Origin of the sequence: Mesorhizobium kowhaii (assembly GCF_042431665.1) — a bacterium.
GTDB classification, from domain to species: domain Bacteria; phylum Pseudomonadota; class Alphaproteobacteria; order Rhizobiales; family Rhizobiaceae; genus Mesorhizobium; species Mesorhizobium kowhaii.
Genome location: NZ_JBHLYT010000041.1, coordinates 31,959 through 54,551, shown reverse-complemented (window position 1 = coordinate 54,551; position 22,593 = coordinate 31,959). Strand labels below are relative to the sequence as shown.

The 22,593-nt window shown below is 60.2% G+C and carries 22 protein-coding genes and 2 pseudogenes; 5 read left to right on the top strand and 19 right to left on the bottom strand.

The window, feature by feature from the left end:
- Window positions 1–8: 8 nt before the first annotated feature.
- The 5 genes from ACFFNA_RS23545 to ACFFNA_RS23525 all read left to right on the top strand — a co-directional run bounded on the left by ACFFNA_RS23545 (window position 9) and on the right by ACFFNA_RS23525 (window position 6,163).
- On the top strand, window positions 9–926 hold the full coding sequence (locus ACFFNA_RS23545) for a LysR family transcriptional regulator (protein WP_095082092.1): 918 nt from the start codon (window positions 9–11) through the stop codon (window positions 924–926).
- 716 nt (window positions 927–1,642) lie between these two features.
- Window positions 1,643–3,418 carry a nif-specific transcriptional activator NifA gene (nifA, locus tag ACFFNA_RS23540; RefSeq protein WP_095084246.1) on the top strand — a complete coding sequence of 592 codons (1,776 nt, stop codon included), beginning with the start codon at window positions 1,643–1,645 and terminating at the stop codon, window positions 3,416–3,418.
- Window positions 3,419–3,756: 338 nt separating this feature from the next.
- Window positions 3,757–4,944, top strand: a complete 1,188-nt coding sequence (locus ACFFNA_RS23535) for a hypothetical protein (protein WP_378921990.1) — start codon at window positions 3,757–3,759, stop codon at window positions 4,942–4,944.
- The gene (locus ACFFNA_RS23530; protein WP_378921988.1) at window positions 4,934–5,809 is read left to right on the top strand and encodes a tyrosine-type recombinase/integrase; all 876 of its coding nucleotides are present in this window, start codon (window positions 4,934–4,936) and stop codon (window positions 5,807–5,809) included. The genes ACFFNA_RS23535 and ACFFNA_RS23530 overlap by 11 nt, the downstream gene beginning before the upstream one ends.
- An 18-nt stretch (window positions 5,810–5,827) precedes the next feature.
- The gene (locus tag ACFFNA_RS23525; protein ID WP_378922014.1) at window positions 5,828–6,163 is read left to right on the top strand and encodes a hypothetical protein; all 336 of its coding nucleotides are present in this window, start codon (window positions 5,828–5,830) and stop codon (window positions 6,161–6,163) included.
- Here ACFFNA_RS23525 and ACFFNA_RS23520 read toward each other — a convergent pair.
- The 19 genes and pseudogenes from ACFFNA_RS23520 to ACFFNA_RS23430 all read right to left on the bottom strand — a co-directional run bounded on the left by ACFFNA_RS23520 (window position 6,086) and on the right by ACFFNA_RS23430 (window position 22,431).
- On the bottom strand, window positions 6,086–6,385 hold the full coding sequence (locus tag ACFFNA_RS23520; RefSeq protein WP_378921986.1) for a helix-turn-helix domain-containing protein: 300 nt from the start codon (window positions 6,383–6,385) through the stop codon (window positions 6,086–6,088). The genes ACFFNA_RS23525 and ACFFNA_RS23520 overlap by 78 nt on opposite strands.
- A 104-nt stretch (window positions 6,386–6,489) precedes the next feature.
- Window positions 6,490–6,666, bottom strand: coding sequence for an HVO_A0114 family putative DNA-binding protein (locus tag ACFFNA_RS23515; protein WP_245331018.1), 177 nt, complete (start codon window positions 6,664–6,666; stop codon window positions 6,490–6,492).
- A gap of 498 nt (window positions 6,667–7,164) precedes the next feature.
- Window positions 7,165–9,066 carry an ABC transporter ATP-binding protein gene (locus tag ACFFNA_RS23510; RefSeq protein WP_378921984.1) on the bottom strand — a complete coding sequence of 634 codons (1,902 nt, stop codon included), beginning with the start codon at window positions 9,064–9,066 and terminating at the stop codon, window positions 7,165–7,167.
- A complete protein-coding gene (locus ACFFNA_RS23505) occupies window positions 9,066–10,919 on the bottom strand; it encodes an ABC transporter ATP-binding protein (protein WP_245331070.1) in 1,854 nt (617 codons plus the stop codon). The genes ACFFNA_RS23510 and ACFFNA_RS23505 overlap by 1 nt, the downstream gene beginning before the upstream one ends.
- Window positions 10,920–10,988: 69 nt before the next feature.
- Window positions 10,989–11,909, bottom strand: a complete 921-nt coding sequence (locus ACFFNA_RS23500) for an SIR2 family NAD-dependent protein deacylase (RefSeq protein ID WP_095082084.1) — start codon at window positions 11,907–11,909, stop codon at window positions 10,989–10,991.
- Window positions 11,910–11,949: 40 nt separating this feature from the next.
- Window positions 11,950–12,162, bottom strand: a complete 213-nt coding sequence (nifT, locus tag ACFFNA_RS23495) for a putative nitrogen fixation protein NifT (protein WP_095082082.1) — start codon at window positions 12,160–12,162, stop codon at window positions 11,950–11,952.
- On the bottom strand, window positions 12,159–12,479 hold the full coding sequence (locus ACFFNA_RS23490; protein WP_095082080.1) for a nitrogen fixation protein NifZ: 321 nt from the start codon (window positions 12,477–12,479) through the stop codon (window positions 12,159–12,161). Before ACFFNA_RS23490 ends, nifT begins: the two co-directional genes overlap by 4 nt.
- A gap of 61 nt (window positions 12,480–12,540) precedes the next feature.
- Window positions 12,541–12,735 (bottom strand): 4Fe-4S dicluster domain-containing protein, encoded by a 195-nt coding sequence (locus ACFFNA_RS23485; protein ID WP_095082078.1) that lies wholly within the window; start codon window positions 12,733–12,735, stop codon window positions 12,541–12,543.
- A gap of 33 nt (window positions 12,736–12,768) precedes the next feature.
- Complete coding sequence (gene nifB, locus ACFFNA_RS23480; RefSeq protein ID WP_095082076.1) at window positions 12,769–14,250, bottom strand: nitrogenase cofactor biosynthesis protein NifB; 1,482 nt, start codon at window positions 14,248–14,250, stop codon at window positions 12,769–12,771.
- Window positions 14,251–14,488: 238 nt separating this feature from the next.
- A pseudogene (locus tag ACFFNA_RS23475) lies at window positions 14,489–14,889 on the bottom strand (helix-turn-helix domain-containing protein); the annotation flags it as partial.
- Between the two features lie 324 nt (window positions 14,890–15,213).
- Window positions 15,214–15,513 carry a ferredoxin family protein gene (locus tag ACFFNA_RS23470; protein ID WP_095082074.1) on the bottom strand — a complete coding sequence of 100 codons (300 nt, stop codon included), beginning with the start codon at window positions 15,511–15,513 and terminating at the stop codon, window positions 15,214–15,216.
- Between the two features lie 7 nt (window positions 15,514–15,520).
- Window positions 15,521–16,828: an FAD-binding protein gene (locus ACFFNA_RS23465; RefSeq protein WP_095084245.1), complete on the bottom strand. Its 1,308-nt coding sequence runs from the start codon at window positions 16,826–16,828 to the stop codon at window positions 15,521–15,523.
- 11 nt (window positions 16,829–16,839) lie between these two features.
- Complete coding sequence (locus ACFFNA_RS23460; RefSeq protein ID WP_378921980.1) at window positions 16,840–17,949, bottom strand: electron transfer flavoprotein subunit alpha/FixB family protein; 1,110 nt, start codon at window positions 17,947–17,949, stop codon at window positions 16,840–16,842.
- A gap of 16 nt (window positions 17,950–17,965) precedes the next feature.
- Window positions 17,966–18,817 (bottom strand): electron transfer flavoprotein subunit beta/FixA family protein, encoded by an 852-nt coding sequence (locus tag ACFFNA_RS23455; RefSeq protein ID WP_095082070.1) that lies wholly within the window; start codon window positions 18,815–18,817, stop codon window positions 17,966–17,968.
- A 183-nt stretch (window positions 18,818–19,000) separates the two neighbouring features.
- A complete protein-coding gene (gene nifW, locus ACFFNA_RS23450; RefSeq protein WP_095082068.1) occupies window positions 19,001–19,381 on the bottom strand; it encodes a nitrogenase stabilizing/protective protein NifW in 381 nt (126 codons plus the stop codon).
- A gap of 112 nt (window positions 19,382–19,493) precedes the next feature.
- A pseudogene (locus tag ACFFNA_RS23445) lies at window positions 19,494–20,645 on the bottom strand (hydroxymethylglutaryl-CoA lyase-like TIM-barrel protein).
- A complete protein-coding gene (gene nifS / locus ACFFNA_RS23440) occupies window positions 20,642–21,841 on the bottom strand; it encodes a cysteine desulfurase NifS (RefSeq protein ID WP_095082066.1) in 1,200 nt (399 codons plus the stop codon). Before nifS ends, ACFFNA_RS23445 begins: the two are co-directional and overlap by 4 nt.
- Window positions 21,838–22,086: a hypothetical protein gene (locus ACFFNA_RS23435; RefSeq protein WP_378921977.1), complete on the bottom strand. Its 249-nt coding sequence runs from the start codon at window positions 22,084–22,086 to the stop codon at window positions 21,838–21,840. The genes nifS and ACFFNA_RS23435 overlap by 4 nt, the downstream gene beginning before the upstream one ends.
- A gap of 24 nt (window positions 22,087–22,110) precedes the next feature.
- Entirely contained in the window at window positions 22,111–22,431 is a 321-nt protein-coding gene (locus ACFFNA_RS23430; RefSeq protein WP_095082060.1) for an iron-sulfur cluster assembly accessory protein, read from the bottom strand.
- Window positions 22,432–22,593: the final 162 nt, after the last annotated feature.

Below are 22,593 nucleotides of genomic sequence, written 5' to 3'. Positions count from 1 at the left end.
CTTAAGACATGCGTTTCAAGGGTCTTGATCTGAATCTGCTCGTGGTGCTTGACGCGCTGCTGACCGAACGCAAGCTCACGGAGGCGGCACGCCGCATCAACCTAAGTCAGCCGGCGATGAGTGCGGCCGTCGCCCGGCTGCGCGATTATTTCCATGATGACCTATTTATCCTGAGCGGCCGCGTACGTATTTTGACACCGCGTGCGCAAGCGCTCGCCCCCGCAGTCCGTGACGCACTCCTGCAAATCCAGCGCTCGATTATTTCCCAGGACCCGTTTATCCCAGCTCAATCCGATCGGCGCTTCAGGATCATTCTTTCCGATTTCATCACACTAGTATTTTTTGGGAAGGTCGTGGAGCGTGTTGCCCGGGAAGCACCCTCCGTCAGCTTCGAATTGCTGCATGTCGACGACGAGCCGGATGAGCTTCTCCGGCGCAGTGACATCGATTTTGTAATTCTTCCGGATTTGTACACGTCGAGCGCGCATTCAAGAGTGGCGTTGTTCGACGAGAGGCTCGTGTGCGTGGGCTGCCCTACGAACAAACAGCTACCACGGCAGGTTACACTCGAGAGATATTTGTCGATGAGGCACGTTGCGGTCAGGTTCGGGCGCGCGCTGAGGCCCTCTATCGACGAATGGTTTTTCCTTGAGCATGGTCTTAAGAGACGTGTCGAGGTCGCCGTGCAGGGCTTCAGCATGATTCCGCCCATGGTGTCAGGCACAGATCGTGTAGCGACCATGCCGTTACGGCTGGTTAAGCATTTCGAAAAAACGTTCCCCCTGAAGATCATTGAACTCCCGCTGCCGCTTCCCACATTCACCGAGACCGTCCAATGGCCCGCCTTTCACAACAGTGATCCGGCAAGCATCTGGATGCGGGAGATGATGGTGCAGCAGGCGTCCCGGATGGCTACTCCAACGTGAGATCACGGGAGGTCGCAGAGTTCCTGGGTCTACTGAGCGTCTCCCACCGACTCCCGGGTCATAGCCCATGTCGGATGAAACCGATGCTAGCGGCAAGTGCGCCCGCGAGGTCGTCTAGCGCCGAGTTTCCTCAGGAAGCCAATCATCTCCACCACGGTCGTCTCTGCCGTGGCCTGTCAGGCGCCAGGCCAAGGCCTTCCTTTAACCAGAGCCACTCCAGCGAGACCCGGGCCTTCGTTCCGAGTGCGTACGCCCCTTTTTCGAGTCCTGGAGCGGATGCCGTTATGGCGCAAAATGGGCAACTGCCAAGAATATCGTATTTTATCTGGGGAGAGACTCCTCAGCGTTGCGCCGGCGGCTTGACGTGCCGGAACTGCATAAGCAGCAAGATTTTGAGACCGACAAGAGAAATGTATTGACCTGATAGAATTCTATCAGAGCGCCGAGTATCCTTTCACAAATGAAAGGATAGCTCGATTGACTATCCTCCCTCGATCCGGTCACTTCGTCAACGTGCGGTTGCGCCTGACAGAAGCCGAGATGGCGGCCCCGCCTTAAGAGGAAAACCAAGACATGCGTCAGGCAATGCCCCGCTTGGCGGGCAATCGGATGGTGGCGCCCCAACTTCATGTCAGGGCCATTTTCGCGCTTGTCCGAAACGTCGCAGCTGCACCCTGCAACGGGCATTGTTTTCAAAGCGCGAGATCGAGGACGACATGCATCACAACATCGGCAAACCCGAACAAAGGGCCAGGAAGACGCCGTCGTGCGACAAGGACGCGCAAGGGGCTAACGCAAAGCCCGAGAAGAACGACGTGATCCCTGGTGTGCAGCCGTACGAAAGCGCGTTTACCGGGATCTCCGAAATATCGAAAGTACTCGCCGCTCCCTCCCGACTCGAAGTGGCTTTGGCCAAAACTCTCAAGCTGCTGCGCTCGTTTGTGCGGATGCAACACGGCATCATCTCTTCGTTCAACGGTGACGGCGTACTGGACATTGCCGTAAGCACCGAGTGGGACGAGAGCAGCGATGAGCGCTACCGCAGGCGCCTGCCGCGCAAGGCAATCGATCAGATTATGACGACCGATACGCCGCTCGTCGCCGAGAACATAGCGCTGCATTTGGCCTTCAGTGCCGCCGATATTGAAATGCTCGGGGCCTCAGACACCGTAGCAGTGTCGTTCATCGGCGTTCCCATTCGCGTGGATGCGAACGTCGTGGGCACCCTGACCATCGACCGCGCCCTGGACAATGGGCCAAGGTATCCGCCCGATTGTGATGTCCAGCTGCTCACCGTTGTCGCCACCCTGGTGGGACAGACCATTAAGTTGCATCGTTTGTCCCCCGGCGACCGCGCGCGACCGATGGCGGAGGGGGAACGGTTGCAAAAGCAGCCTGCGCGGGAGCGTAAGAAGGTTTACGTCAAGGGGATGATTGGCGACAGTCCAGCGCTAAACGCGCTGCTTGAGAAGATAGCGGTGGTTGCCAAGGCAAAGAGCACGGTTCTGATACGAGGCGAATCCGGTACCGGGAAGGAATTGGTTGCCAGGGCCCTTCACGAGTTGTCGCCGCGCGCCAAGCGACCCTTCGTCAAACTTAATTGCGCGGCATTGCCTGAAACAGTCCTGGAATCCGAATTGTTCGGCCATGAAAAGGGTGCCTTCACCAGCGCGTTCAATTCGCGCAAGGGACGGTTTGAGCTCGCTGACAAGGGAACGTTGTTCCTCGACGAAATCGGCGAGATCTCGGGGTCGTTTCAGGCAAAGCTCCTGCGCGTTCTCCAGGAGGAGGAGTTTGAGCGCGTCGGCAGCAACCAGACCGTTAAGGTCGATGTTCGCGTGATTGCCGCCACGAACAAGAACCTGGAAGAGGCGGTTGCAAGGAACGAGTTCCGCCGCGACCTCTACTATCGCATCAACGTGGTTCACCTGCAGGTGCCGGCGTTACGGGAAAGGCGCAGTGATATTCCGCTCCTCGCGGCTGAGTTTCTCAAGAATTTTAGTGATGAGAACGGCCGTACGCTGACCTTCGATCCGAGTGCGATTGAGGTACTGAAGAACTGTGAATTTCCCGGCAACATCCGTGAGCTCCAAAATTGCGTGCACCGGGCAGCGGTCTTGGCGGCGGGCCCATCTATCTTCAGAAAGGACCTTGCCTGCTGCGACGGTCAGTGCTTTGCCGCGGCGCTGTGGAAGGCCTCGCTGCAAGCTGGGCCGATCGTCCCGGTGCCAGTGAAGTCGAGCACGCCGCCGGCCGACGCCACCGGTTCGGCCGCCCTTGGGGTCCCGCCTCCCATAGGCGAGCTTGCGCCGTTAGCGCCTGCCGGCCCAGCCTACTTAAATGGCGCGAGGGTGACTGATGCCGATCGTGTCATTGCGGCTATGGAAAAATGTGGCTGGGTCCAGGCAAAGGCGGCGCGCCTGCTTGGGCTGACGCCGCGCCAGATTGGGTACGTGCTGAGGAAATATGGCATCGAGATCAAGCGTCTGTGAAAGGACTTTTAAGCGAAATCGACAAATCAAGCGTTGGTGGTTTGGGGAAGCCCGAGCCGCTCCATCGCGTGCATTTGAAAAGGTCTGCATGCTGAACCAATTGAGGGGTGCGCGTCATGATCGAGGGCGCCGCCACGGCACACCCGCATCCTTCAGGTCCTGCATAATCCGAGATATGCCGGCGCCTTCGTCTACGGTCGAACGCGTGGACGGCCCCGGGCCGGGCGGTGGCGTTTCGCAGATCAAGGTGGATATGGCTCGGTTCGTCATCCCCGACATGCATCCAGGTTATATCGCCTGGGAGTGCTTTAGGGCCAACTAGGAGCGTCTCACCACCAATGCACAAGCCTATGGAATGCAGCGCCGCGCCGGACCGGTGCGCGAAGGCAGCGCCTTGCTCCAGGGCCGCGTTCTCTGCGGCCCTGTGCGGCGAGCGCATGGGAGTTCATTATAGCCAAGAGCACGGCAAACCCGTCCCGACCTATATCTGCCAGGAGACCGCCACCCGTCGTGGCGGCAAGGTATGCCAGTCCGTGCCCGGCAAAGTCGTCGACCCCGCGGTGGGTGCATTGCTTGTCGAGCTGATGACGCCGATGACCCTTGACGTCACCCTGGAGCGGACGCGTCATGACGCCGAGCTCGCCCGGCGCAGCTACATGAAGGTCGATCCCGCCAATCGCCTCGTTGCCGACACTATCGAGGCCGAGTGGAACGAGAAGCTGCGGCTCCACACCGACGTCGTCGAAGACTATGAACAACGCGCGCCCGAGCAAGCCGCTGCCCTCGATGCCGAGACGCAGCAACGCGTCCGCGATCTTGCCGAGCAGCTCCCGCGGATCTGGAGCGATCCCCGCATCGACATGAGTGAGCGCAAGCGCATCCCGCGTCTGCTGGTGGCCGACGTCACCCTGGTCAAGGCCGAGAGGATTATCGCAAACGTGCGACTATCCGGCGGGGCGACCCGCACCTTGACGCTGGACCGGCCCTTGCCGATCGCCCAGATCCGCAAGTTCAAGCCTGAGCTCGTCGCCGACGTAGACCGCTTGCTCGACCGTCATTGCGATCGCGAGATCGCCGATATCTTCAATGAACGCGGTCTGCGAAGCTGGGAAGGCAAGCCGTTCAACTCAAGAAGATCGCCTTCATCCGTGGGGCCTACAACCTGCCCGGCCGTCGCCAGCGCCTGCGGGATTGTGGTCTGCTCATCACCCAGGAAGTGGCCGAACACTTCGCGATCGCCGAGACCACGGTGCATCAATGGGGGCGCCAGGGCTCATCACCAAAGTCTGCAGCGACAATCTCAACCGTGGTCTGCGGGATACTCCTTCCGGCCTCACGATTATCAAAGGCCGCCCGGGTCCGAACGCCGTTCCCGCCCGCCGTGCCTTAATTACCGCTCCATCAACCGGACAGGACTCATTATGAAACATTCAACCCAGCGCTATTTGCAGATGACGCCGGATCTCCTCGAGGCGGCCAGCGAGCGCTTTGCACCGTACGCGATGGAGGCCAACCATGACGGATAAAAACCTCCTTGGTCCGTGGATTCGTCGGTTTCTACTGGAACATCTTGTCGCAGAGCGCAATCTTTCCCGCAACACCCAAGCCAGCTACCGCGACACGCTGGCTCTGTTGCTGCCGTTCGCTAGCAAACAGGAAGGCTGTGCCATCGATTGCATGACCGTCGAAGAGCTGACGCCGGAAGTCGCCCGTAAGTTCCTGGACCATCTGGAACGTGATCGCCGATGCAGCGATGCAACCCGCAACCAACGGCTTGTGACCATTCATTCACTGGCTCGCTTCATCGGCATGCGGTCGCCGGTCCACCTGGCCTGGTGTTCCGAGATAAGGGCAATCCCATTCAAGAAGACCGCAAAGGCCGCGATCGGATATCTCGAAGAGGCCGAGATGGATGCGCTTCTCGGTCAACCCGACAGGCGTACGACTCTGGGGGCGCGCGACCATGCTCTGCTGCTATTCCTGTACAACAGCGGTGCTCGCGCGGATGAGGTAGCAAAATTGACGGTCGGCAATCTTCAACTGGGCGCGTTTCCTTCAGTGCGTCTTCATGGCAAGGGGAACAAGATCCGGATCTGCCCATTGTGGCCAGCGACGGCAACATCGCTGGCCCGCCTGGTGATCGATCGGGATAAAAGCGATGCAGTCTTTCTTGGGCGGATGAAGGAGCCTCTGACGCGGTTCGGAATACACCGCGTCGTGACGCAATATGCTGCCATGGCAAGCAAAGCCGTTCCGACCCTGACCAAGAAGCGCGTCAGCCCCCATACGATTCGGCACACGACAGCCGTCCACCTCCTGCGTGTAGGTGTCGATATCAACACGATCCGCGTTTGGCTGGGCCATGTGTCGTTGGACACCACGCACATCTAAGCCGAGGTGGATCTGCAAATGAAGGCCAAGGCGTTGGCCAAGGTTGATATCAGCAGCCTGAAAAAGCCCCCACGTCAACGATTCCCTGCCGTCATTGATGGCATTCCTGAAAGCATTTGTAGTGCAATCGCCATCGCCGTTCTTCTTTATGTGGCGGCTTGGGCCGAGGAAATCACCGAGAGCCTTGGCTCACCCCTGCAGCCGCAACATAAATCTGGCCGCAACATAACGACTGCAGCCATAGCCGCCGGGATGGACGGCGCGATACGGCGAGCATTAGCGTGCCCCGGCTTCTTCAGTTCCAGCGCCAGCCCCGCCCATTCGGCTCCGGAAGCCGCCGCAGGCCCTGCTTGAGCCCGCCCTGGCGAACAGCCGGCGCTCAAGCGCGTCGTCGGTCAGCTCGCCCGGCAGCGGCCAGTTCAACCCCGCCGCAGCTGCACGCTTCAGATTATTATCCTGCACGGTGCTGCGCGCTGTGCCGAGCCTCTGGGCGATCTCTCGGGCGCTCGTTCCGTCACCCGCAAGCCGCAGCATCTGTCGTAAATGTCTCATGGTCAGCCTTCTCTTTGCCGGCATTACGCGTCTCTTGTTCCAAAGGACCGTCATGCCAAAGTTGCTGACCCAGGTGCTCCTTCTCAGGCTTCAAAGTGGCCGGATATTAATCGGAATGGTGGCCAGCTTCACGTCGGAACGGCGGCCGGCTTCAAGCTAGAATGCCCGGCCGGATATGTCGGAATCTGCACGTAAACCTTTCCGTCGTCGGTGCGCTCGATGATGCCCCAATCGATCAGCCCGGACAGATCGTCATGCACGCGCTTCAGGTGCTCGATCAGCTCCCACCGCTTGGGGCTGATCACCGTGAACAGCTGCGAGGGCGAACTGAATGTGAAGGTTCCGAAGGGATACCCGTTCGCATGGCCTTCTTTGCGCGCTCGATGGACTCTACCAGAACGGCATCGGCATCGCTGCGGACCTGGATACGCGCTGTTTTCATGACTGCTATCGCCTCAAAGAAGCCGCTGAAGCCTTTGCCCGGGAAACAAAGTCAAACTAACAAATCCACATCTGTCCTGCCTTGCGGGTGGAGGAGTTTGACTGACCTTAACCGGGGGAATATTGAAGTGACCCGCAGGGACACATCGCGCATGGTCCAGCTTCGGGATGGACTGCTGTCGAGACTGATCAGCCCGGAGACGCCATCGCGAATCTGCGAGATAGATGCGACGCAGCCTGGCCGCCGAGCCCGATCATGTAGCGCGGCCGCCGACACTATCGCCGACGAGCACGCCAGGTCCAACGATCTCGTCGGCCTCAACCAGATGGAACGGTTGAGGCCGACAGCGGCCGACTTTACATCAGGTCCGGGACCCCCCTAGTGCGGTGGTATCGAGTTTTTCTTCGGGAATGTCGTCGAAGGATGCGTAGTTAAGATTGTAGAGTTTGGAATAGAACCCACCCATGGCCATCAGTTGGTCGTGGTTGCCGGTCTCAATGACCTGGCCATTCTGAAGTACAATGATGCGGTCGGCACCACGGATTGTTGCAAGGCGGTGGGCGATGACGAGGCCAGTGCGGTCTTCAAGAAGTTTTCTCAGAGCCTTCTGGATCAGGATTTCCGTGTAGCTGTCGATGTTGGCGGTGGCCTCATCAAGAACCAGGATCTTGGCGTCGGCAACGAGAGCGCGGGCGAAACTGATGAGCTGGCGCTGGCCGAGAGAAAGGTTGCCACCGCGTTCTCCGATTTCGGCTTCATAGCCGTTGGCAAGGCTCATGATGAAGTCGTGGGCGCAGACCGCCTTGGCGGCCTCGATGACCTTGTCGCGCGTGGCGTCGGTCTTATGGTAACGAATGTTATCGAAGACCGTCCCCGTGAATAAGAACGGCTCCTGCAGCACCATGGCGATTTGGCCGCCGAGCGATTCTTGGGTGAGATCGCGCACATCATGTCCGCCGACCAGCACCTGGCCCTGCTGAACATCATAGAGGCGGCGGACGAGGGCCATCGCACTCGATTTGCCAGAACCGGTTGGCCCGACCAAGGCGACCGTCTCGCCGGGATCGACCCGGAAGGAGACATTTTTCAGCACCGGATGGTTGGGTTCGTAGCCGAAGGTGACGTTCCTGAATTCGACCGAGCCGCCCATTTCCGGCGAAAGCACCCTGGCACCCGGTTTGTCCTGTACCTCGATCTTGACGTCGAGCACATCGGTCAGGCGCTTGCCGGAGGCCATGGCACGCTGCATGACCGAATATTGCAGGGTAAGTGAGCGAATTGGGTCAAAAAAGCGCTGGATGTAGAACAGGTAGGCGACCAATACGCCCACATCGATTCTACCATTCATGACCATGGAGCCGCCGACCGCGATCATGACGGCCATGGCCAGGCCGGTGAGGCCATCGACGATCGGGACCATGACCTGTGCACACCTGGCAGCGATCAGGTGAGCCCTGAGGTTGGCATGTGACTTATCGTCATAGAGCATGAAATTTACCTGCTGACGGTGCATGGACTGTATGGTACGCACGCCGTGAATGGCTTCGGCTAGCGCGCCATTGACGACCGAATTGGTCTCATGTGCGGCCATGAAGGCATGGCGGGCACGCGGCAACCAGACGATGCGGATGATCAACAAGGCCGGCAGGACAGAGAGCGTCAGGAGGCCGAGGCGGAAGTCGAGGTACAACATCACGAAAACAATGCCGAAGAGAAGCGCAAAATCGGCTACGGAATAGATTGAGGTTTCGAGGAATTCGTGGATGGCGTAGACGTCGCCTTGAAGGCGGGACATCAGGCGTCCGACCTCGGTCTTGTCCATGAAGGAGAGCGAAACCTTCTGCAGATGACCAAACATGGCGCGGCGGATATCGAAGAGGACGTTCTCGGTCATTTTCCCCACCGCGGTTTCCTGTGTGTAGGCGGCGCCGAAATTAACCACAATGGTGAGGCCGAACGCCTCGGCGGCCGCAAGCAGGGCGGAGCGATCAGCGCCAGCCGAAGTCATGGCGTGGTCGATCGCGTAACGGATGATAAGCGGCATGAGAAGCTGCGTACCGGTGAAGATCATCAATGCGGCGACGGAGATGATTACCATAGCGCGGTAGGGGCGGACGAAGGCCCAGATGCGCCGAACGATGTTGTTGTCGAAAGCCCGGCCGAACATCTCCTCCTCGATGCGATGGGAGCCGACGACCGCGCGCGGGGGGCGCCTGCCGTCATTGGTTTCGGTTTCGGGTTCGCTGACATGCCCCTTGGCCATCAGGTCACGCCTCCATTCGCGATCGCGATGTCATCACTGGCGCGCAACTGGAAATCGTGCAAGGCGCTATAGCGTCCTCGCTTGACCAAGAGCTCTTGATGGGTACCGCGCTCGACGATCTCGCCGTTGTCGACAAAAAGGATCTGGTCGGCGTGCGTGAGCAAACTCAGCCGGTGGGCGATGATGATCGTAACCCTATCCTTGGCGAAACGTCGTATCGCCGCGCGGATGCGCTGCTCGGTGGCCCCATCGATCGCGGCCGTTGAGTCGTCGAAAACGACGATTGATGGGCGCAGCATCATCGTGCGAGCTATCGTGAGACGCTGGCGCTGGCCGCCCGAGAGAGAGGCGCCGCGTTCGCCGACGACCGTCTCGTAGCCTGATGGCAGGCTAAGGATGTAGCTGTGCAGCTGGGCGGATTCGCTGGCGCGCTCGATCCGCTGTTCCCTCGCCCAGGGATCGCCGTAAGCGATGTTGTTCTCGATCGTCGTGGTGAAAAGGAATGCATCCTGCTGTGCGACGGCGACCATCTTGCGAAGCGTCGCGAGGGTGACCCCGCGGATGTCATGCCCGTCAAGCGTGATGGCGCCCCCGCTCACGTCGTAAAAGCGGGCAATCAGATGAGCCATTGTCGATTTGCCGGAACCCGGCGGACCGACGATCGCGATCGTCTCGCCCCTGCGGGCTTCAAAGCTGATATTCTTCAAAATGGCGCGGTTTTCGGTACCGGGATATGCAAACGAGACATTGTCGAACCGCAGAATGCCTTCACTGATCTCGAGCGGTCTGGCGCCGGGAGCATCCCTGATCGTGATATCCTGGTCGAGGAGAGCGAAGAGACGCGAACCGCAAGTCGAAGCGCGGGCGAAGGCATTGACCATCAGACCGATCTGGCGGACGGGCATTTGCAGGATCGTCATGAAGGTCAGGAACGTCGCCAGCGTCCCGACCGTGATATCGCCGGCGATGAGCTTGTTGCAACCGATCCAGAGCACCAACCCCATGGCGAAAAAAAAGGAGAGGGTCATTGCCGATGTGTTGGGCACGGAGACGTCAACCTGGTGGTGTGCGCGGTCGAGCGCGTTCTTCGAGGCGCGGTCGAACTTCAGCATCTCATAAGCCTGTGCCGAAAAGGCGCGGACGACCCGGATGCCTGCGAGATTTTCCTCCATCACGCGGCTCAGGACCGAAAGCCGCTCCTGCAGGTCTAGCCAGGTGGCGCGCAGCCTAAGGTGTGTGACCGACGAGCGCCAGGCGACGAAAGGTACGAAGCTCAGCGCGACCAGGCCGAGCACCGGGTCGGTTGAGATCATAGTGTAGGCGCCGATCCCGATCAGCATGCTGAGCAAGAGCACGCGAACCAGTGCGTTGGAAAAATACGTCCGCACGCCGTCAAGATCGAGAATGCCGAGCATGATCAGATCACCTGAATGCACGCGATCGTGATAGGAAAAGCTGAGACGCTGGATCTTGTCGTAACAAGCGAGCCGCAGTTCGTACGCGACTTGATGCCCGACGGCTTCGGCAAAATAGTTCTGCGCCATCGTGAAGAGGCCGCGTAGCGCGCTGACACCGAGCAGCAGCAGAGCCGGGGTCCAGAGCGCTTGTTCTGCCGTGGTCCCCGTGACACCGTCCCCGATCGCTATCTGGGTCTGGTCGACAGCCCGCCCGAGAAGCTGGGGAATGAGCAACTGGAGGATTACTGCTCCGATCGTGGAACCGAAAGCGAAGGTGACCTGCCGAGGGTGCCGCAAGTTCATACGCGTAATGCGCAGCAGCGTATTCAAGCCTCGCCCCCGGCGGGTCGCCTCCGCATGGGTGGCCGAATTCAGAGCGTTCGTTGCTGTGCCAATGGCATTGCTCACGGGTGTGTTCCCGACTGAATTTTGCCCCCTTGACGGCAAGCCGGACGGCTTTCCATATCAAAGGCGTCCGCGAAGTTGATCCTGGCCATCTGCTGCAGTGCGCGCTCCGACAAGCCGAGCCACCGCTTCGCTTGCTGACATATCGATCACCGTGATTCCGCTTGCCGCCAGAAAACGGGCTTCGTTTCTGGTCAGCGTTTGCGCATCCATTACCGTGCAATGTGGGCCTATGGAGCGCTTCAAGATCTGCCTGGCATAGGTGCGCAGCATCTGATCATTGAAGCGGCAGCCGAAAAAGAAAAGACCCCGATCGTTGCGCCGTTCCTTCACCGCGTCTGGGATCGGGGTCTGAATATCGATTTCGGTAAGGACTTCGACATAGTCGGAATCCGCCACTAGGAAATTTGCCGCCGGCCTAATGCTGCCGTGAGGTGTATAGAGGACCGTCTTTGCCACCGATCCGGATTCGAGTTCGTTGCCGGACAAATCATACGTTTTCGTCCAAATGTCACCGAATTCGTTCGCCCGAGTTACGCCTTGTATCTCGACGACGTCCGTTCGGCCGGCATCTGCGAGGGCCGCCCGCATGGCGCCGTCGTACCAGCTGTCGATGATGAGGGAGAGCGGCAGCGTTGCGAGCCAGGCGTGGAGGACAGTCGGCGCCGCCGGCGCTGCGAAGATCTCGGCCATCCATGTTTGAAGTGTGCGGCGGTGCCGGCGCTGTTCAATAAACTGCGCGACCGACCACATATTGGTGCGGATCTTGGAAGGTGCTGGCATCCTCGTGTTGAGCGCCGCGGCGACGGCTTCCGAGGTAAACGGTACAGTCGGCTCCGCGGAGCTCAGCCGGAGAAGGCCCGGACCGAGATACGGGATCACCTGATCGGCGGCTAGCGCTTGCTTCGCAAGCTCAAGCAGCTTTTCGGCAAAGCTGTCCCGGACAATGACGAGGTGCCTCGAGGGTGGGATCGTGTTCATGCTCGCTTCCTCTGGTCGCGCTCTCTATCAATCCGCGGCATTAGTCCTCGTCGGAGATCTTCCTTGCCTCGACGGTGATCGGCAAAGGCGTATCGCGTGGAAGGTCGGGTAAAACGAATCGCCAGCCGTTTTTGAGCGTCACGGCCCCGCCCCACAACGCTTCCTTCTCGAGTTTGACGATCGGCTCTTCGAGATCCTTCTTGGGGATATACGCCGACAAGCCAGCGCCGGTCCTGCGGATCATTACTTTCATCTGGCCGTTCCTTCATTCACAGTGCTGTCGGTCCTGCTCGGAGCCTCGACCTTGTCGAGGCTCATCAGTTCACGCGCTCGCATGCCGACCACCGTGCCACGATCGATCCACTCGACCGCGTAGATGAAGAACTGCTGGAGAAAGGTGCCAACATCGCGCACATAGCCCTCGTCGCCCTTCCGCACGAGGTTTTCGCCGATCTGCCTGCCAGGAAAGGTGCCGTCATTCTTTATGTGGCGCGTGGCACGGACCCGCTCACCCGGCTCAAATCGTGGAGGTTGGTGGATTTCGACCTCCTGTTCGCGTCCGAGCCCCATGGCCGTTCCTTCCTTCTTGAGGTGTCAGTTTGTTGATAAAGGCGTTTCAGGCCACCGGATATCAAGCAGGAACGCAGGTCTTCGGCATAGGGCACACCGAGGCGCATTGCTGCGTATCGAAGGCCCCCTCGCATTCGGTGCACTTGTCCCGCTCGATCACGTAGCTCTCGCCCTTGAATTCGATCGCGCCTGAGGGACATTCGAACTCGCAAGCGCCGCATTGAGTGCATTGGGATGCGATGATCTTAAAACTCATTGTAACTCCTGGTTCGGTTGGGAATGAGACGGCTCAGGCCGTCGCCGCCAGCGGTTGGACGCTAAGCTCGGCGGCGTAAAGCGCGCTGATTGCCGTCTCGATGTAGTCATGCCCGTAAGCGTCGCTCGCTCGGATTCCAGCTTCCGCGAGTTGATCCTTTGGACAATCTCCGATCTTGGCGCACAGCACGATGTCTATGCCCCCCAGAGCAGCGATGATTGCTGCGAGGGTGCCTTTTTCGCCCCAGCCGCCGAGGCAATACTGCTCGACCTTGCGATGCCCGACGAAGGTGATCCCGCGCGGCGAGGCTTCATAAATCTGGAATTCCTTCGCATGGCCGAAATGATCGTTGACACGGCCGCCGCCCTTGGTCGCAACTGCCACAAGAAGGGACTTGCCGGAACCTGCTGCCTTGAGCATTCCGATCGCCTTGCTTCTGGCCGCCATGTGATCGCGGCGCTCGTGCGCGACCACCTCGCGATAGGCCTCGCGCTTGCTGGCGTCGTAGGTGACCTCGGTGGGAATTCGGTCGAGTGTGAATTCCTGGCCATCATCCTCGCCGATCAGGCCGACGGCATCGGCCCGGCATTGCCGGCAATGGCGCATCAACTTGGCGCCGCCTTCGAGACGATCCTGGAGGGCCTTGAGCTCCGTTGCATTGGGGCCGCGTTGCCCGGTCAGGCCGTAATGCGTACCGTGCGCGGGGTCGGAAATCAGGGGCATGACATTGTGCAGGAACGCCCCGCGCTCCTTGACCCATTTATTTACCTCGATCAGATGCTCGTCGTTGACGGCGGGGATCACCACCGAGTTGATCTTGGTCAGGATGCCGCGCGCGCTCAGCATTTCCAGACCCAGCATCTGCCGCTCGTGCAGGATCCGGGCGGCTTCGATGCCGGTGTATCGGCGGTGGCCGTGAAAGATCCAAGGATAGATCTTTGCACCGACTTCCGGATCGACCATGTTGATGGTGATCGTCACGTGATCGACATTCATGTCGGCAAGCTCGGCGACGCGATCCGGTAGCGCGAGTCCATTGGTCGATATGCACAGCTTGACGTCGGGGATCTCTCTGGCGACTCGCTCGAACGTTGCCTTTGTCTTCTTCCAGTCGTAACAGGCGTCGCCCGGTCCGGCGATGCCGAGTACCGAAAGCTGCGGCACTTCGTTGGCAACCGCGATCACCTTGCGTAGCGCCTGGTCGGGAGTGAGCTTTTCCGAGACGACTCCGGGCCGGCTTTCGTTGGCGCAGTCATATTTGCGATTGCAATAGTTGCACTGGACATTGCAAGCCGGCGCGACCGCAACGTGCATGCGCGCAAAATAATGGTGGGCTTCTTCTGAAAAGCAGGGATGATCCTTGATTCTCTCCCAGACAACCGGATCCAAGTCGTCTGGCTTCTCCGACGAGCCGCAGGATGGCGATGTGCAGCCAGCCGATTTCGCCGTCGCCAGCAATTGGTCGAAAGTCGTCGTGCTGGTCAGGGCCTCAAGCGAAACGATCGGTGCGGGCATCGAACGGCTCCGTTGCTGGTGGACGTCGCAGCTGGAAGCGCAAGAGCCATGCCAGCTCAAAGAGCGGTTTTAATTCACGAATTGGCTTTCCGTGTCGAATTCTGTCGTTTTGTTCGGACAGCGTTTTGTCGGCATTCCGACAGGCGGACAAGCGGATCGGGGCCGCGAAGGCAAGCGTGTCTGAGCCACAGTTCAGCAGCGCTGATGCAGCCCGCCATTGCAGGTCATCTGATCTCTGGAATTTCTTCACCTTGATGCCATACCGGCGCAGAGCGTAGCCGATTTGCCGCGGCGTGAGGTCGAGGATACGGGCGGCCTTTGCCTGAACCCAGCCCACCTTCTCCATAGTGTCGATCAGCCGGTCGCGCTCTGTCAGACGCAGGGCTGTCGCTGGGCAAGCAGGGACGATACCTTGTCGTGTGGAGTGCCGATGCGGCTGGCCAGCAGCCCTGATCCAGCCGGCAAAATGTTGCTGCGTGACAGCCCGTCGATTGCATTGGCGCCATGCGAACTCTCGGCTGCTTTCCACAGGAGCGAAGAAAGGCATTGACTATTCGTGCAGGCGAAGTCCGACGAAGTGATTGTCCATGACCGAGCAAGTGTAGCCGTCCATTGCACGCAGTTTTCCAGCTCGCGCACAGCAGTGTCCAGGACAACCACTGCTGCGTGGCGCATTTGCAGAAAGGACGGGAGGACCTTCACAACGTTGGCGAGCGTAATCTCCAGCGGAGCTGGCGCAGTCAGAACCTTCGATATCTCATAAATTCCCTGAGTGAGAGATCGGCTTTGTGCATGGTTTTGAGGGCCGGTTCCGGCCCGATGTCCGGAGGACCTCCTTCATCGAACCGATCCCGCAGCATATGGGCCATCGAAACACCTCAGCGGTTATCCAGGATACTCCTCCCAAGCGCGCCTTGGTCGTTTGAACTCCAGTATTCATTTGAACAGTGCGGGCGCCGCCGATCATCCGAACTTGAAGAGGACACCGAAGCCGCCGCGCGGATAGTTCCACTCGATCTCACCGCTGGCCTCGCACAAAATCCGGCAGGTGCCGCACTCCATGCAGCCATCGGGGGTGATCTCCACTTGGCCTGCGTCGTTCAACTCATAGCATTTGGCCGGGCACACGCGGGTCAGGGCGAGAAGGTTCGGGCTCGGCTTCTCGTGCGGTCGCACTTTGATATGCGGGCGGCCAGGATCGACCAAGTAGCGGTTGTGGTAAAGCTTGTCCTCGACGCGTAACTTGGTCACTGCCATCGTCATCTCTCCCTCAGCGCCACGCGCATGCTAGGCGGACCGCGTCGCTGACCAGCCCCCAGCGCGAACGAGCCTTGACGAAGGCGGCCGTGGTCGCTTTTTCCTTGTCGATCTTAGGGGTGCCGTCGACGCGCAGGAAGTTCTGCGCGGCCTTGGACAGCAATTGCGGATATGTGGTGAAGAAATTGCACGAATTGGTATGAAGCAAGGCTGGCATGTCCTTGTATTTGCGCAGATCTTTGACCACGAATGAATTGTCAAGCATGATCTTGTAAAGAGATAGGTTCCGTTTAGTCATTGGATGACTGCGCCTCTTGAGCTGAACGATTGCCTCAGCCGCGATACGGCCGGAGGTCATGGCGAGGTTCGAACCCTCGCGATGGATGGCGTTGTTCAACTGCGCGGCATCGCCGACCACCACCCAGCCGTCGCCAAAGAGCTGCGGAATCGCCTTGTAGCCACCTTCGGGAATGAGATGCGCGGCATATTCTTTGACCTCGGAGCCGGCGATCAGCGGCCGGATCGAAGGATGGTTTTTGAAGGCGTCAAGGAGAGCGTAAGGGCTCTCCATCGCTGCGGCGAAATCGGAAACGAGGCAGCCGACGCCCAATGAGATTGACTCCTTGTTGGTATAGAGGAAGCCGAGCCCGGCCATGCCGTGGGAGATCGTGCCCACCGCCTCGATCACACAGCCTTCATCGCCGTTGAGGCCGAACCGCTGCTCGATGACCTCTTCGGGCAGGAAATGCATCTCCTTGACGGCGAGCGCCACGGTTTCTGGTTTGGGCATCGATCGCAGGCCGGCCCGGGTGCCAAGCAGCCCGCACACACCTTCTGCGAGAACGACCACGTCCGCGCCTATTATTCCGCCGCTCCGATCTGTGCGGACGCCGATCACCCTATCCCTGCCATCTCGGACGAGCTCCGTCACGGTCGTCTCACAAAGAACCGTCGCGCCAGCCTCGCGCACCTTGCGCGAAAACCATTTATCGAACTGTGCGCGGATGATCGTATAGCGGTTCGGCTTCGCCTCATTGAAGTGGTCCGACCGGTGGTGAATCCCGGTGTGGGAGGTGTCGTCCATCACCCAAAGCCGCTGTTCGACCAGATGCCGCTCGAGAGGCGCATCGTCCCGGAAGTCCGGGATGATCTTCTCCAGCATGTTCGCGTACATGATGGCACCCTGGACATTCTTGGAACCCGGATATTCGCCGCGCTCCAACTGCAGCACCTTCAGGCCGTGGCTTGCCATGGTGTAAGCAGCCGCGTTACCGGACATGCCGGCCCCGATGACAATGGCGTCGAATTCTTCCTCGATCATGTCCATCTTCCTTAACTCGCTAGCTTGTCGCGACTATGCGGCGACAGCCGCCGGGTGAAGGCTTCCGTCAGTGCGGGCAGGAAGCGGATCGCATCAGTGACGATTCCAAGGTGGGCAAAATCGAAAATCGGCGCGTTCGGATCGGTGTTGATGGCGACAATGAGATCGGCGCCCTCGACGCCAACGCGATGCTGGATGGCGCCGGAAATCCCGGCCGCGATGTAAAGCTTCGGCCGGATGGTCTTGCCGGTTTGGCCGATCTGCCGATCAGCCGGCATCCAGCCCTTCTGGACCAGCGGGCGCGAACAGCCATGTTCGGCGCCGATCGCGCGCGCGAGATTCTTCACAAGCTGCAGATTCTCCGCGCCGCCGAGACCAAGGCCTCCCGCAACCACGACATCGGCATAGGCGAGATTTGCCTTTGCCGACTGGCTATCCGGCAGGAACCCGAGGACCTTGGTGACGATCTCATCCTCGGCTAACCACAGCTTGTGCTCGATGACACGACCTACCGGCCTTTCGGCGCGCTGCGGCATGGGCATGACCCTGGGACGCACTGTCGCCATCTGCGGCCGGCAATTGAGCGTATAGATCGTGCATAGCAAGGAACCGCCGAAAGTCGGACGGGTCGCGGCGAGCGATCCGTCTGTATCCACGTCCAGTTCGGTGCAGTCGGCCGTGAGCCCCGTATGTAAAGTCGTCGCCACGGAGCCGGCAAGATCCCTGCCGAGCGTGGTCGCGCCCAGCAGAAGGATCTCCGGTTTGTGGGTATCGACCAGATCCGTCATCGCCTTGGCGAAAGGCTCGTTCCGATAGTCGGCCAGCAACGGTGCCTCGACGAGGTAGACCATGTCGGCTCCATAAGCGAAGGCCTCGGCAACGGCGTTGCGGGTGGCTTCTTCAGGCGGTCCGAGCACGACGCCCGCAAGCTGGACGCCAAGCTTGTCTGCTAGCTTGCGGCCTTCGCCGAGCAGTTCCACGGATACGGGATGAACCTGGCCGCGTTCGAGCTCAATGAAAACCCAGACATGCCGATGGTCCTTGAAACGGTCAGGCAGTTCCTTCTTTATGCCGGCACGGCCGGCGGCAGGGCGAGGGGTTTCTCGGTTCGGGGTCGACATCGTCTGCTCCTTGCCCTCACGCGTCGTTGTTGAAGGCGAGTTCGTGTGCCAATTCCGGCTGCCGGGTGAAGAGTGCGGCGACGAGTTCGTCAGCGAGATCGCGCGGCGTCTTCTCCGCGGTTTCGATACGCTCCGCCTTTTCCGCCCGTGGGGTCGGGGCGAAAACACGCTTGACGACCGTCGGCGAGCCGCGCAGGCCGCATCTGGTGAGGTCCTCAATGCCGGCCTCGGCCGCACTCCACTTCACGACTTGGCTGCGCGCTGCGCACAGGGCGTCCTGAAGCGAACCCCGGCGGATCTCGTTGGTGCCTTCCAGCATGGCGACAAGGCAAGGAAGTCTGCTCTTAAGCAACTGCATGCCGCCTTCGCAGCGGCGCTCGACATTGATCTCGCGCGCAGCGAGATCAATGGAGGCGATCTTCGCGACATAGGTGAGTTGCAAGAGACCGAGGCGCTTGGCGATGCCGGGTCCGACCTGGGCGGTGTCACCATCGATCGTCTGCTTGCCGGTGAAGACGATGTCTGGCGTGCCGAACGTCTCGCCAACCTTGGCGATTGCTTGGGAAAGAGCGAAGGAGGTCGCCAACGTGTCGGAGCCGGCAAAATAGCGGTCGGTCAAGAGCACCGCGCGGTCGGCCCCATAACTGAGCGCCTTGCGCAGCGCGTTCTCTGCCATTGGCGGACCCATACTGAGCACTGTGACCTCGCCGCCATAAGCGTCGCGTAGCCTGAGCGCTTCTTCGAGGGCGAACAGGTCGTATGGGTTGATGATGGTCGGCACACCCTGACGCATGATCGTATTCGTCACCGGATGGACGCGTATCTGTGCCGAGTCCGGCACCTGCTTGATGCAGATTACGATGTGCATTGGCGGTTTCTCTAGGCTCCTGTCCGGATGCGGGCTTTGCGGTCGTCTCCTTCGCGCATCATTCATGCCAATCATTTGCGCGCCGCTCTTGCCGGAAATTCGGTTGGTTGCTTCTGAAGGCTTCGTCGTGATGACCCCCATTTGTCGACTTGGCGACATTGTTGCGTCGCATCCGTGTCGCGCTCATTCCTTCCCGAACCGTTTCAGCATGGACTCGAACGGGACGAAGGTGCGGCCCGGCGTAGCAGGTTTGTCCGGATCGTGGTCTTTGAGCACCTTGAACACCCTGTGCGTGAGCGGCGAGGAAATCGCGAAGTCCTGGTAGGCGCGCTCCAGCGTGCCGCGGACCCGCGCAGCGATCACCGAGTCGGGCAGTTCGGAGAGATCTTCGCTCGCAAGGTATTGGCCCATCCGCCTCATGATATGGAGCCGCGAGACATTGAGCACCTTGGGGTCATAGGAAACGCCAAGGATGGCGAAGAATTCCTCCGCAGCCGACAGGCCTTTCAGCCGCGCGAGGATATCCGTGAGATCGAAGGGACGGCCGTCAGCGGAACAACTCATTGCATTCTCCAAGGTCGGAAATTGTGTGCGATGGCGGAGCGGCTTTTTGCGCCGCAAGCCGCGGCTGCTATCCTGGCGGAACGGATGGCGAGGAAAAACGACATCGTCCGCCTCAGTGGAATGCAAGGCTTCGGCCAGCCGTCTCGCTGCGCAGTCTATCGTAGGGCTCGACCAGTTGAGCTGCGGTGACGGTCGATTTGATCTCGGCTGCCATGCGGCGGACACGGGCAACCATCGCGGCTGCCAGATCCGGGTCGAGATCGCGGCCGCTTTCGCCCAGCACATGAGCAATCGCGGTGGCGCCGGAATGCTTACCGATGACGATACGCCGGCAGCGGCCCACGAGAGCCGGATCCAGTCCCTGATAGGTACGCGGGTCCTTCAGCATCCCGGCGACGTGAATGCCGGATTCGTGAGTGAAAACATCGGCGCCGACAACCGGCTTGATGGCTGCTGTCGTCCGCCGGGCGACCTGCGTCACCTGGGCCGCCAAGGCGGGCAATGCGGCCAGCTCTAGGCCCGTGTCTGGGCCGCCGAGGACCGCCATCGCGGTAGCCACCTCTTCCAGCGCGGCATTGCCGACGCGCTCGCCGAGCCCGAGAACGGTGACGGAGGCATGGCGCGCGCCGGCGCGTATCGCGGCCAGCGTGTTGGCGGCAGCGAGGCCGAGATCGTTGTGCCCATGAAATTCTATATCGATAGGAGACTGCGCCGCGACCTGGGCGACAGTTCGAAAATCGAAAACGGATCGAGAACGCCGACTGTGTCGGCCAGCCTGACACGGCTGGCGCCGGCGCGCGCGGCTGTTTCGACAACGCGAGCGAGATGATCCCGATCGGCCCGCGAGGCATCCTCGCAGCCCACGGCGACGAAGAAACCGCCGGCGGCTGCGCGTCCGACCATATACTCGATGACCTGAAGCGCTCCTGCATGATCGAGACCTAGCTTTGTGGCGAGTTGGATGTCCGATGCAGGCAGCGACAGATCGATGGCGGAGACGCCGCTCTCGATCGCTGCATCGAGATCCTGCGACGTTATCCGGCACCATGCCGTTAGCCGAACCGGGAGACTCCGCGCAACCGCGGCGCGAATTGCTTCGATCTCGTCGGCGCCCATGACGGGCGTGCCGATCTCGATTTCTGGGACGCCGGCTGCGGCGAGAGAATCGGCAAGCTCCAGCTTTTCCGCCTGTCGTGAAGGCGACGCCGGGTGCCTGCTCACCATCGCGCAATGTCGTATCGCTGAGAAAGATCCGACGGTTCATGAGCTGCCGGTTCTCGTGCTGCCCAGGCATAGACCGGATTGACGGTCTTCAGCGCTTCGCCTGCCGGGCCCACGCAGCCTTTCCACGATTGCGGGCACGACCTCGAGCACCCGATCGACGTCCGCTTCGCCATTCTGGCGCCCGAAGGAGAAGCGGACTGTTGCGTATGGCATTTTCATCGCCCGCAAGACATGGCTCGGCTCCAGCGATCCAGAGGTGCAGGCAGAGCCGGAGGAACAGGCGATGCCGAGGCGGCCGAGAAGAAGTGGGATTGCATCGCCTTCGATATCTTGGAAGGCAATGTTAGCGGTGTTCGGCAACCGTTCAAGCGAATCGCCAGCGACGAAGCTGTTTGGGATATGCTGGAGGATCCCGTCCTCGAGGCGGTCGCGGAGCGACTTTACCCGCGTAGCCTCGTCCTCCATGAATTTCAAGGCAAGTTCGGCCGCCATCCCCAGCCCGACGATGCCCGGCGTGTTCTCGGTGCCCGCGCGCCGGTCGCGCTCTTGGTGCCCCCCCTTGATCAATGAGCAGAAGGCCACGCCGCGCCTTACATAAAGCGCGCCGATCCCTTTCGGCCCATACAGCTTGTGGCCGGAGAGCGACAGCATGTCGACTGCCGTCGATTTCAGCTCTATCGGGAGTCTGCCCACCGTCTGCACGGCATCGGTATGGAAAAGGGCGCCGACTTCCTTGGCCAAGTCGGCAAGCTCGGCCACTGGAAAGATCGTACCAGTCTCATTGTTCGCCCACATGATCGAGACGATTGCGACTTTTGGCGTGAGGGCGACCCTGTAGGCGTCCAGGTCGAGCCGGCCACGGCGATCCACGGGGATTGTGTGCACCTTGACGCCGCGCGTCCTCTCAAGGTGTGCACACAGCGTCAGCACGGCCGGATGCTCGACGGCAGAAGTCACGATCTCTGCTCGATTGGGCATCACTTCGAGCGCCGAAAGAATCGCGGCATTGTCGCTTTCCGTCCCGCCAGAGGTGAAGATGACCTCATCGTCGAACTCCGCGCCGATCAGCGCTTGTACCTGCCGACGCGCCTTTCCAACCGCTGCACCGACCGAGGCGCCAAGACTGTGCATCGACGAAGGGTTGCCAAATTGCTCCGAAAAGAACGGCAGCATCGTTCGAACGACATCAGGGTCGACCCGCGTCGTTGCGTTGTTGTCGAGATAGACAGTCCTCATGCGCACGATCCACAGTCGATCGGAATGATGCGAAGCGCGAGCCACGTCGCATTGAGCTTCTGGCACACGTGGTTGATGCTGACGGCGAACCGGCCGCCGCTGCCGGTGCCCGTCAGTTTGTAAATGGCTTTGACCTTACACAGTGCAGTGGCTGTTTCCAGAATGCCGGCATTCTTCGGGACGAAAAAGCATCCCTTGACCTTGTCGCTAAAGCATCCCTTGACCTTGTCGCTATAGTCCAACATGCCTCTTTTCCTTCTCTGGGGCGATCAGCCGAAGGACTTGCCGCAGCCACACTTGTCCCGCGCGTTGGGATTATCGAAGACAAAACCGGAGGATTCGATCTCCGTAACGAAGTCGACGGTCATACCGGCGACGTGGGGTTGGGAGCCTACGTCCACGAACACCTTGACCCCATCCGCCGTTATAATGGCATCGCCTTCGCGCTCGACGCTCTCCAGGCCCATCAGGTATTGGAAGCCGGCGCAACCGCCGGCCTGGACCATGATGCGAAAGCCTTCAACCGGCTCGCTGGCGCGGGAAAGTGCGGCCTTGACGGCGGCAACGGCGTTGTCGGTGAGCGTAATCATGGTTCGATCTCTCCTCAGTCCGTGACGTACTGCGGATCATCATGCATGGACCGTGCCAAAGGAAAAAAACCGCTTCAAACAGTGCGATATCCCTGACTCTGCCGTGAATCTCGCGCGCCATCGTTGGGACGACGTTGGGTAACCGACAGGTCCCCGTCAGGT

Excerpts from the sequence above, each read along its gene's own strand:
- ACFFNA_RS23545 (WP_095082092.1), top strand. The coding sequence starts at position 9 with ATGCGTTTCAAGGGTCTTGATCTGAATCTGCTCGTGGTGCTTGACGCG.
- nifA (WP_095084246.1), top strand. The coding sequence starts at position 1,643 with ATGCATCACAACATCGGCAAACCCGAACAAAGGGCCAGGAAGACGCCG.
- ACFFNA_RS23535 (WP_378921990.1), top strand. The coding sequence starts at position 3,757 with ATGCACAAGCCTATGGAATGCAGCGCCGCGCCGGACCGGTGCGCGAAG.
- ACFFNA_RS23530 (WP_378921988.1), top strand. The coding sequence starts at position 4,934 with ATGACGGATAAAAACCTCCTTGGTCCGTGGATTCGTCGGTTTCTACTG.
- ACFFNA_RS23525 (WP_378922014.1), top strand. The coding sequence starts at position 5,828 with ATGAAGGCCAAGGCGTTGGCCAAGGTTGATATCAGCAGCCTGAAAAAG.
- ACFFNA_RS23520 (WP_378921986.1), bottom strand. The coding sequence starts at position 6,385 with ATGCCGGCAAAGAGAAGGCTGACCATGAGACATTTACGACAGATGCTG.
- ACFFNA_RS23510 (WP_378921984.1), bottom strand. The coding sequence starts at position 9,066 with ATGGCCAAGGGGCATGTCAGCGAACCCGAAACCGAAACCAATGACGGC.
- ACFFNA_RS23500 (WP_095082084.1), bottom strand. The coding sequence starts at position 11,909 with ATGAACACGATCCCACCCTCGAGGCACCTCGTCATTGTCCGGGACAGC.
- nifT (WP_095082082.1), bottom strand. The coding sequence starts at position 12,162 with ATGAAAGTAATGATCCGCAGGACCGGCGCTGGCTTGTCGGCGTATATC.
- ACFFNA_RS23490 (WP_095082080.1), bottom strand. The coding sequence starts at position 12,479 with ATGGGGCTCGGACGCGAACAGGAGGTCGAAATCCACCAACCTCCACGA.
- ACFFNA_RS23485 (WP_095082078.1), bottom strand. The coding sequence starts at position 12,735 with ATGAGTTTTAAGATCATCGCATCCCAATGCACTCAATGCGGCGCTTGC.
- nifB (WP_095082076.1), bottom strand. The coding sequence starts at position 14,250 with ATGCCCGCACCGATCGTTTCGCTTGAGGCCCTGACCAGCACGACGACT.
- ACFFNA_RS23470 (WP_095082074.1), bottom strand. The coding sequence starts at position 15,513 with ATGACGATGGCAGTGACCAAGTTACGCGTCGAGGACAAGCTTTACCAC.
- ACFFNA_RS23465 (WP_095084245.1), bottom strand. The coding sequence starts at position 16,828 with ATGATCGAGGAAGAATTCGACGCCATTGTCATCGGGGCCGGCATGTCC.
- ACFFNA_RS23460 (WP_378921980.1), bottom strand. The coding sequence starts at position 17,949 with ATGTCGACCCCGAACCGAGAAACCCCTCGCCCTGCCGCCGGCCGTGCC.
- ACFFNA_RS23455 (WP_095082070.1), bottom strand. The coding sequence starts at position 18,817 with ATGCACATCGTAATCTGCATCAAGCAGGTGCCGGACTCGGCACAGATA.
- nifW (WP_095082068.1), bottom strand. The coding sequence starts at position 19,381 with ATGAGTTGTTCCGCTGACGGCCGTCCCTTCGATCTCACGGATATCCTC.
- nifS (WP_095082066.1), bottom strand. The coding sequence starts at position 21,841 with ATGAGGACTGTCTATCTCGACAACAACGCAACGACGCGGGTCGACCCT.
- ACFFNA_RS23435 (WP_378921977.1), bottom strand. The coding sequence starts at position 22,086 with ATGTTGGACTATAGCGACAAGGTCAAGGGATGCTTTAGCGACAAGGTC.
- ACFFNA_RS23430 (WP_095082060.1), bottom strand. The coding sequence starts at position 22,431 with ATGATTACGCTCACCGACAACGCCGTTGCCGCCGTCAAGGCCGCACTT.